General features: G+C 55.2%; 7 protein-coding genes and 1 pseudogene. 4 read left to right on the forward strand and 4 right to left on the reverse strand.

Going from position 1 to position 9,144, the window contains the following annotated elements; genetic code table 11:
• Positions 1–26: 26 nt before the first annotated feature.
• The 3 genes from H5T67_11415 to deoC all read right to left on the reverse strand — a co-directional run bounded on the left by H5T67_11415 (position 27) and on the right by deoC (position 3,208).
• On the reverse strand, positions 27–1,520 hold the full coding sequence (locus H5T67_11415) for a hypothetical protein (protein MBC7245916.1): 1,494 nt from the start codon (positions 1,518–1,520) through the stop codon (positions 27–29).
• Between the two features lie 120 nt (positions 1,521–1,640).
• Entirely contained in the window at positions 1,641–2,420 is a 780-nt protein-coding gene (recO, locus tag H5T67_11420) for a DNA repair protein RecO (GenBank protein MBC7245917.1), read from the reverse strand.
• A gap of 113 nt (positions 2,421–2,533) precedes the next feature.
• A complete protein-coding gene (deoC, locus tag H5T67_11425) occupies positions 2,534–3,208 on the reverse strand; it encodes a deoxyribose-phosphate aldolase (protein ID MBC7245918.1) in 675 nt (224 codons plus the stop codon).
• Between the two features lie 235 nt (positions 3,209–3,443).
• Between deoC and H5T67_11430 the strand changes: the two genes are divergently transcribed.
• The 4 genes and pseudogenes from H5T67_11430 (at position 3,444) to H5T67_11445 (ending at position 7,459) form a co-directional block, all read left to right on the forward strand.
• Complete coding sequence (locus H5T67_11430) at positions 3,444–4,196, forward strand: DUF72 domain-containing protein (protein MBC7245919.1); 753 nt, start codon at positions 3,444–3,446, stop codon at positions 4,194–4,196.
• 114 nt (positions 4,197–4,310) lie between these two features.
• Positions 4,311–5,709: pseudogene (locus H5T67_11435) on the forward strand (MBL fold metallo-hydrolase).
• 14 nt (positions 5,710–5,723) lie between these two features.
• On the forward strand, positions 5,724–6,440 hold the full coding sequence (locus H5T67_11440) for a PHP domain-containing protein (GenBank protein MBC7245920.1): 717 nt from the start codon (positions 5,724–5,726) through the stop codon (positions 6,438–6,440).
• Between the two features lie 2 nt (positions 6,441–6,442).
• Entirely contained in the window at positions 6,443–7,459 is a 1,017-nt protein-coding gene (locus tag H5T67_11445; GenBank protein ID MBC7245921.1) for a PrsW family intramembrane metalloprotease, read from the forward strand.
• Between the two features lie 178 nt (positions 7,460–7,637).
• Here the strand turns inward: H5T67_11445 and H5T67_11450 are convergent, their stop codons facing one another.
• Positions 7,638–9,032 (reverse strand): formylglycine-generating enzyme family protein, encoded by a 1,395-nt coding sequence (locus H5T67_11450; GenBank protein ID MBC7245922.1) that lies wholly within the window; start codon positions 9,030–9,032, stop codon positions 7,638–7,640.
• Positions 9,033–9,144 lie beyond the last annotated feature (112 nt).

The raw sequence follows: 9,144 nt of genomic DNA on the forward strand, positions 1-9,144 counted from the left end.
CACCCCTCTCAGAATAACAGAACAGTTCAACTACCCCTCCTACCATAGTTCCTGCTGGCCAGGACTAGATCAAAAAGATTGACCACTCCATCGCCATTCACATCTTCTGGGGCACTGCTTGTGGCCCGCGCATCATAACGGCCAGCGATCATGACCAGATCAAACAGGTTCACGATATTGTCGCTGTTGATGTCACCTGCAAGGAGCTGAATATCTGACACGACCGTTTCACCATTCTCGCGGACGGTGAGAGCAGGGTTGCGGTACCGAAGGTAGCCTGCTATCTGGGCGACAAGCTCTTGTGTTCCAACAGGCACTCCCTCCAGGCGAAAAGCACCATCCATGCTGGTTCTGACGTGATAGCCGTTCACCGAAACCAATGTGCCCTGATGGTTTTCGCGGCCCTGTAAGAGGATGCGGCCTGTCACCGTACCGGTGTTGGTGCTACTTCCAGGTGTAGAGGTTATGAAAGGCATGGGAGTATGGGTTGCTGTCTTAGTAGGAGTAGGCGTGGCTTGCTCCCGGACCATGTTTGCCAACGCCCAATAAGCAGGACGTGGCGATCCGTCATGGTTCAAGATAGCAAACCAGGATTTTTGATCGCAATAATCGTTCCAGGGCACCAGGTTATAATCCAGGTTCCATACGAACATGACGCCCACCCATGGCCAGTTTGTGCGCGCATAGCGGCAGGCGCGTACCAGATAGTCAGCCTGGGTTTGCGCCGAAACGCGCTGCCACCAACGGCTTGGCCAGCCATCATAGTCATAGCATTCCTGTCCTGGGTCAATGATCCAGCCAAACTCGGTCAGCCAGATGGATTTGGTTGCATCGCCATACTGCACCATCACCGCGCGATATTGTTCCACACGACGGAAACAATGGATCGGGTTGCTGGATGCATCCTCTGGTGCGTAGCCAAACCCATACGGATGAGCACCCAATACATCGAAATAAGGTTTGGCCCCGGCGGCATACATGCCGCGCAAGAATTGCACATCGTCCATCGCAAGCTCACCTACGCCACCGTTCACTGCCAAACCAGCGCTAACGATAATGCAGGCTGGATCTGCTTGTTTGGCCCGCAGGTAAGCCTCGCGTAGATAGGCTACATACTCTGCTGGGTCGGCATGGCGCGGTTTGTGCCACATTTCCGCAAGGTTGGGCTCATTGCAGATTTGGTAAGCCGCAATACGTCCGCGATAACGCCTGACGATGTCGTAAACGGCATTGCCCCAGCTCTGTACATCGCTAAGCGGGAACTCCCAGCCCAACAGCAGAAGCGCTTTCAAGCCGTATCTCTCGGCTTCCTCCACCTGGTCTGGATAGTATATCCTGACCCACTGGAACCCTAGTTCGGCGGTTTTGCGTGCGCCCACCGCACTGGCGATGTTCGTACCATAGCCGGTGTAGGAAAACTGCCCACAAACGGACAATGGGCAGGTTGGAGATAGCAGTGCAAATACGACGAGGAACGGCAGCACACGCTGTACTAGAACTTTGGCGTACTTGTTTCTCATCTTGCTAATCACACTCCTGTATACTGCAGAACTGCTGAAAAAGACTTCGCGTGGCCAGAAAGTCAACGTCATGACTGTATTTCTCTGCTGTCCTTAGAAGCACATCTTGCATACAACGATTCAGGGCATGCCAGGCAACTGGGCGTTGCGGAGGAGATGGAGAAACTCCACGCTTTTGAGCTTGCGTTCCAGGATGTAGACCAAGTAGTGCTGCAAAGTTCCTTCCACCTCAGCGCATGTCGCCTGGCTTAATTGCAGACGCATGCACTCTGCATACTCGCGCGTTTGCAGGTAGCGCATTGCTTTGAATGCTCCGAGTGAAAGGGGTCTAGTTCCGCGGTACCCCTCCCCGCAGCGTGGACAAAGCATTCCACCTTCCTCCGGTGAAAAGTAGTTCACAACCGGCTCCAACAGAACATTGCAACGCACGCAATGGAAGAGTTGAGGCCGGTAACCTCCCAGGTTCAAAATCTGCATTTCCAAGAAGCGCATGGTCAACGGAAGGTTAGATGATTGGCAGACCCAGTTCAGCGCCGCGCAAAGCAAGCAGTAGAGTGGATAGTTCTCCGCCTGCTCTTCCCCGAAGCAATCTACCAGTTCCCCTACATAGTAAGCGTGGCTCATCCGCCACAGGTCCTGACGCAGCGCCAAATAAGGCTCTATGGTCTGCGCCTGGGTAATGATATCCAGATTGCGCCCGCGGGCCACCAGCAACTGCGTGCGGGTGAAGGATTCGAGGTGGCCTGCCTTGCGGCTGGTCGGCTTGCGGATGCCCTTGGCTAGCAGACGCAATTTGCCCAAGGATGGGGTGTAGACAGTCAACAAGCGATCCGCTTCCCCAAAGTCGCTGTGCTTGAGGACCACCGCTTCGGTGCGGTAGATGCGCTCACGGTCTGGCATCGTCATTTCCCTTCTACAGCTTCTTGCACCTCTACGTCTCCGGACGAGCAAGCCACTGCTGACAGTGGTCAACCACCGTCTTTCCCTCCGCGCAAGGCAACAGGCCCAAAGCCTTACTGTATCTTGCCCTTGGCCTCTTCCATGATCTTGACACTGGCGCTGGTGCCTAACCGTGTTGCACCAGCCGCGATCATCTTTAGAGCTGTTTCGTAGTCACGAATGCCCCCAGCAGCCTTGACTCCCATGTCTGGCCCAACCGTACGTCGCATCAACTCCACGTCTTGTACGGTTGCGCCACCTGGACCAAAACCAGTGGAGGTCTTGACGAAATCAGCCCGTGCAACTTTAGCGAGGGTACAAACTTTGACCTTCTCATCATCGGTTAGCAGTGCGGCTTCGATGATGACCTTGGTCAAAACGTGGTGGCGATGCGCTATTCGGACCACTGCCTCGATGTCGCGTTGCACGAGCGCATCGTTGCCACTTTTGAGCGCACCGATGTTGATCACCATGTCTACCTCGGTTGCTCCCTCGCGGATGGCCAGCTTGGTCTCGTAGGCTTTCACTTCGGGCAGCGTCGCCCCTAGGGGGAATCCGATGGTGCTGCTAACGCGCACGGGCGTGTCGCGCAAGAGTTCACAGCATTGGCGGACGTAGCACGGGTTTACGCATACAGCGAAGAAACCGTACTCACGTGCCTCTGCGCACAACTTGGCGATTTGCTCTGGCGTGGCCTCTGGCTTGAGTAAGGTATGGTCAATGTACTGAGCCAATGCAGTGAGTCCCAGTGGCACGCCAGATGAGGATGCAAAATTCGAATGTCCCACTTTTCTATCTCTCCTTAACACAGTGATAGACGCGTACCAGTTATCTCCTTTCCATTACGCCGATTGCTGGCAAAAACCATTCCTGCCACTACAGGGATATTGTACGCTTTCCATCCACTCTGGCAAATACACATTTTGACAAAACAGCCCCAGGCGTGCTATCTTTGATACAACATACGGCTTATAGGTCAGAACGATGTCGAGGTTCATCCATATCGGTTGCTGCGGGTTTCCCGTGGCACGCAGCAAGTATTACGAGTGTTTTTCCCTGGTCGAGGTGCAGGAGACCTTTTACCGCCCACCACGAGTGGAGACAGCACAGGCATGGCGGCAGCAGGCCCCCGCCGATTTCGAGTTCACCCTCAAAGCCTGGCAGTTGATTACTCACGAGCCACGCAGCCCCACGTATCGTAAGGCAGGGGTGCAAATCCCCGCCGAGCAAGCTGAGCATTACGGCTTCTTCCGCGCGACGGAGGAGGTATATGCCGCATGGGATACCACGCTGCAGGTAGCCCAAGCCCTGCATGCACGCGTGGTCGTCTTTCAGTGCCCGCCTAGTTTTACCCCAACTGAGGAACATGTCGCCAACCTGCAGCAGTTTTTCTCCCGCATTGAACGAAGGCATCTGCTCCTGGCCTGGGAGCCAAGAGGGGGATGGCCTGATGACTTGGTCGCGCACCTTTGCCAAGACCTGAACCTGATCCATTGCGTGGACCCGTTCCAGCGGCTGTCCCTTTACGGGGAACCAACGTATTACCGTTTGCATGGCATCGGCGGCTACCGTTACCTGTATACGCAGGATGATCTGGTTTGGCTGCTGAACCTCTGTAAAAGCAAGCAGGAAGTGTACTGCCTGTTCAATAATGTCCAGATGTGGCAATCCGCGCAGGAGTTCTTGGCGCTTACAAAGCAATCCGCAGGTTCTGCTGGGCAAGGCAGTGCCGGCTAGAAGAGAGCATAGAAGGCTTTGACAGGCAAGCGGTTTCGTGCTATCTTCACCATATCTGGCAATCCAGTTTGTAGCAAGCACTCCTAAAAGTACTGGAGCCATTAAGGGGGTTTTTTGAAGATCAAGTTCCTCGGTGCAACCCAGACCGTGACCGGCTCGATGCACGAGGTAGAAGTCATTGGCTCACGAATTCTCTTGGATTGTGGCCTGTTTCAAGGACGTCGGCAGGAGAATTGGGAGCGGAACCGCCATCTGCCCTTCGATGCACATCAGTTGTCGGCAATGATCCTCTCCCATGCGCATATTGACCACAGCGGTAACATCCCCAACTTGGTCAGCAGCGGCTACCGGGGAAGGATCTACGCTACTTCAGCCACCCGAGATCTGTGTAGTGCCATGCTCCTCGATTCGGCGCACATTCAAGAGAGCGATGTTACCTATGTCAACCAAAAAACGACGCAAGCAGGGACTTCCCACAGTAACTCCCATCTATACCGTCGCGGAAGCCAGAGCCAGCCTGCGCCACCTAGTCAGCATTGACTACCAAAAGCCATTTGATGTGGCGCCTGGCGTACGAGCTACTTTTTACGATGCCGGACACATCCTGGGAGCAGCAATCACAGTACTGGATGTAGAGGAAAATGCTCGCCAGTACCGGTTATGCTTCACAGGCGACTTGGGGCGTGTAGGACTGCCTATTCTGCGTGACCCCGAAGTGGTGTCTCGCGTGGACTATCTCATTACTGAAAGCACTTATGGCAACCGATTACATAGCAGCCCCGATGAAGCAAGGGCAATCCTGTGCGACGTCGCACGCGAAACCTATGCACGTGGCGGCAAGGTTATCATTCCCGCTTTTGCTGTAGGACGCACACAGGACATTGTCTACGACCTGCACAAACTCATCCACGACGGTTGCTTGCCTACATTGCCCACCTACGTGGACAGCCCGTTGGCGGTCAACGTTACCAAGATGTTCCGCTTGCACCGGGAGTGTTACGATGCGGAAATGATGCAGTTTCTACAGCAGAGGGAAGACCCCTTCGGTTTCTACCGCTTACAATACACTCGTTCTGTAGAAGAGTCCAAAGCTTTAAACCACCTAACTGAGCCATGTATCATCATCAGTGCCTCTGGTATGTGCGAAGGAGGGCGCGTCCTGCACCACTTGAAGAACAACATCAGCGACCTGCATAACACGATACTGTTCGTGGGATTTCAGGCTGAGAACACCTTGGGGCGTAAGATCGTGGATGGCTGGAAAAGGGTGCCTATTTTTGGCGAACCGCATGAAGTACGTGCTCAGGTGCAGATGATTGACGGCTACAGCGCACACGCTGATCGCGAAGAATTGCTTGCTTACATCGCACAGATCAAAGCCAATGGAACCCTGCAACAGGTGTTCTGCGTGCACGGCGATTTGCCTGCCTGCCAGGCATTGGCGCAAGGGATCCGCGACTTGGGCCTGCCACAAGTGCTCGTTCCAAAGCGGATGCAAGAAGTGGAGTTGTGATGCCGGAGGCAACTATGCGCGATAAAACAGCCGTGCACAACCTTGAGGCGCCCGCTCAAAGGACGACTCAGGCAGGAAGCGGGCGGATCAAGGTGGACCTGCACATCCATACCTGTTATTCGCCCGATTCCCTAACCGCGCTGGAAAAGGTGCTGAAAGCCGCTCTGGCGCGAGGCTTGGGCGCACTGGCCATCACGGACCACAATGCGATCGAGGGTGCACTGGCGCTGCAAAGTATGGCGCCATTTCCGGTCATCATCGGCGAGGAAATCCTCACGACCGACGGCGATATTATCGGTCTTTTTCTGCAGGAACTTATCCCACCCAGACTCACACCAGCGCAGACCATCGCGCGCATCCGAGAACAGGGAGGTCTGGTCTATATTCCCCATCCTTTTGATCACCACCGGTCCGCATTGCCCGAGCCAACGCTGTTAGGTATTCTAGACCAAGTGGATGCCATTGAGGTATTGAATGCACGCACACTGCGTCCAGTGCTCAACGAGCGCGCGCGGCAACTTGCACAGAACTATGGGCTCTTGTGCGGAGCAGGCAGCGATGCCCATATTGCAGCAGAGATTGGACGAGCCTATGTGGAAATGGAATCTTTCACCGACAGGGAAAACTTCCTGCATAATCTGGCTGATGCCAGGATACGAGGTGCTTTGAGCTGGCCTCATGTGCACCTTTTTTCCACATGGGCAAAGATACGCAAGCTCAGAGGGGGCTGACCATGGGAGGGAAGGTCTGGGCCATCTCCGTGATGGCGGCAATAGTGCCTACGGTGGTTTATGTACTCATCCTGTGGTGGTTCGACCGCTACGAAAAAGAGCCCCAACGTTTGCTATTCGTGGCTTTTGTCTGGGGAGCAGTGCCAGCAGCTATCTTGTCCATCATAGGTGAGGCCATTCTGGGTGAACCGCTGATTGCTCTGGGTAAAGCCTCGGCCGAGTTGTTGTCCAGTTCGCTATTGGCGCCTGTGGTGGAAGAATTAGCCAAAGGACTCGCTTTGTTGCTCCTCTTGCTCTTTTTCTGGCGTGAGTTCGACGACGTTCTGGACGGCATCATCTATGGTGCGACCATCGGCTTTGGTTTTGCCATGACAGAGAACATCTTCTACTTTGCCGGCAGCCTGCAAGAGGCTGGTATGGAGGGCTTGACCATGACCGCGTTTTTCCGGGCGATTGTCTTCGGCATGAACCACGCCCTCTTCACCTCGGTTCTTGGTGCCTCACTGGGGTATGCCCGCATGGGAGCGCAGGGCTGTCGCCGCTGGACTGCACCCGTGCTGGGGTTGTTGGGAGCCATGATCCTGCACAGCATGCACAATTTATTTGTCTCGTTTTCCCATGCTTTTTGTTTTCTAGCCAGCGTGCTGAGCAATTGGAGCGGCGTGATCGTCATCCTGGTCGTGATGCTGCTGGCGGCGCAGCAGGAAAAACGTTGGATCGCCACCCACCTGAGGGCGGAGGTCGAGAGCGGCCTGCTCACGGTAGAGGAGTACGACATGATTGGCTCGTACCGCAAGCGCCTGCAAGCAACTTGGCGCGCCAGGCTTCGCTCTGGGCAGAGCGAAGCGCGCCGGCTGAGCAGGTTGGCACAACTGGCGACGAAACTGGCCTTCAAGGTGCAGCAAGGCGATGAGCGCACCGCCCAACGGCTGCGCAAAGAGATTGCAGCGCTGCGAGGCGTGCAGGCTACAGCGCAACGAGAGCCTGCTGATGCTAGCAAGGAAAGTCCCCCTTTGTGATTTGCTCCCTCCCAACCGCCAACCCACCTAGGGCTTACCAGAGGGGAGGGAGACTGGATTATTCGGCCGGCCACTTCTTGCGGCACGACCAGGAGCAGGCCTGTAGTTCTTCCTTTTGGCCTCGGCGCTGCGTTCACTGATTTCAAGAACCCAACGCAATTCCGGCCAGGCGGCAGAATTATTCGGCAACGCGAAACCCCACAACACTGCCGCGATCGACTGGATAGCTCCTGCTGCGGAAAGCGCAGCGGGCGTAGACCAGATCGCTGAGCCACGAGCCGCCGCGCAGGACCTTAAGACCAGATCCATACTCGCTCTCCATCCATTCCCAGACATTGCCCGCCATGTCTAAACAGCCATAAGGGCTGGCTCCATCCGGGTAGCAACCAACCGGCGTGGTGCCACCAATACCACCTTCGCTCGTATTGGCTTTTTCGCTGCTGAAATCATCGCCCCAGGGCCACTCACGTCCATCGGTGCCCCGCGCTGCCTTCTCCCATTCCTCTTCCTTGGGCAGTCGGAATGGGCGCCCGGTCTTTTTGCGCAGCCAGGCACAGTAGGCATTTGCGTCTTCCCAACTCACCAGCACCACTGGGTGGTTGGCCTTGCCTTCGGGATAGGTGCGCTCTTCCCGATCCCAGTTATACGGACGTGCCCAGTCCTTATCTACGTAGGGCACAGGATGCTGGGGATTGGCATCCAGGAAGCGCTTGTACTGGGTATTGGTGACCGGATATTTGCCAATCTTAAAACTTTCCAGATGAAGGCGCTTCTTATCCTCACCATAGAGAAATTCACCTGCAGGGATTGTGATCATCTCATCGAAATCGCGTGGATCGTCCAGGTAGGCTAGGGTTCCACCCGCTTCCAGGCGTACTGGCAGTGGTATGGCGCTGTCTTGTAACACAGCAACCAGTTCGCGTCGGATTTCGGCTATATCTGGATCATTCAATTGCACCAGCCAACGCAGAGCCTGCGCCGCTCCAGTACGCTCGCTGCTTTGTCCACTTGTATCACGCAGCAGTTGTCGCAGACGACTCACATAAATCGCTCGGCGTTTGCCAATACGTGCTACAGCATCCTGAGCACGAGTTGGATCACCGCTGATGAGATCACTCCATAGATCCACTGGTACCTCTGGGGTAATATATCCTGCTTCACGCGTGCTGCGTGTCAAGTAGATATGGTCTCGAGCAGCAGCCAGAGGATCACTTTGGTCAGCAAAGAGCGGCGGTTTATCCAGCATGGCACGCAGACGCGGTTCGCGTCCGTAGCGCTCAACCAGAGTACGCGGGGCAGTTGGCTCCACTTCAGCCTCGACCTCAACGCCACGCTGCTTCACATCCCTCTCCAAATCGAGCAGCAATTGCCGCCGGTGCACACATTCTTCGTATAGTTCAGGGAAACTCGTCTGGATAACCACAAGCTTGGCCAGTAGCCCGGGCACAATGTTGCTCTTTTGCCCTTTGGCTTGATACTCAGCCAGGGATAGCAGTAACTGAAAAGTGCCTAGGGCACGCTTGATACGGCGCGGGTTTGCCTCCAAACCAGCAGCAAAAAGGGTGTATTTCAATTTGGGGGCAAATTTGGGGCATAATGTAGGGAAGAATCGAAGCTCAAGAGAAAGGAATCTAAGATGAAACGCACCCGTGCAGAGATCAAAGCGCAGCTATTGGCAGAGGCTG

This window comes from Chloroflexota bacterium, from assembly GCA_014360905.1.
Lineage (GTDB): Bacteria > Chloroflexota > Anaerolineae > UBA2200 > UBA2200 > JACIWX01.

What these genes read in the sequence shown, in the direction of transcription:
- H5T67_11440 (MBC7245920.1), top strand. Translation starts at nt 5,724, where the DNA reads ATGCGCGATAAAACAGCCGTGCACAACCTTGAGGCGCCCGCTCAAAGG.
- recO (MBC7245917.1), bottom strand. Translation starts at nt 2,420, where the DNA reads ATGCCAGACCGTGAGCGCATCTACCGCACCGAAGCGGTGGTCCTCAAG.
- H5T67_11430 (MBC7245919.1), top strand. Translation starts at nt 3,444, where the DNA reads ATGTCGAGGTTCATCCATATCGGTTGCTGCGGGTTTCCCGTGGCACGC.
- H5T67_11415 (MBC7245916.1), bottom strand. Translation starts at nt 1,520, where the DNA reads ATGAGAAACAAGTACGCCAAAGTTCTAGTACAGCGTGTGCTGCCGTTC.
- H5T67_11445 (MBC7245921.1), top strand. Translation starts at nt 6,443, where the DNA reads ATGGGAGGGAAGGTCTGGGCCATCTCCGTGATGGCGGCAATAGTGCCT.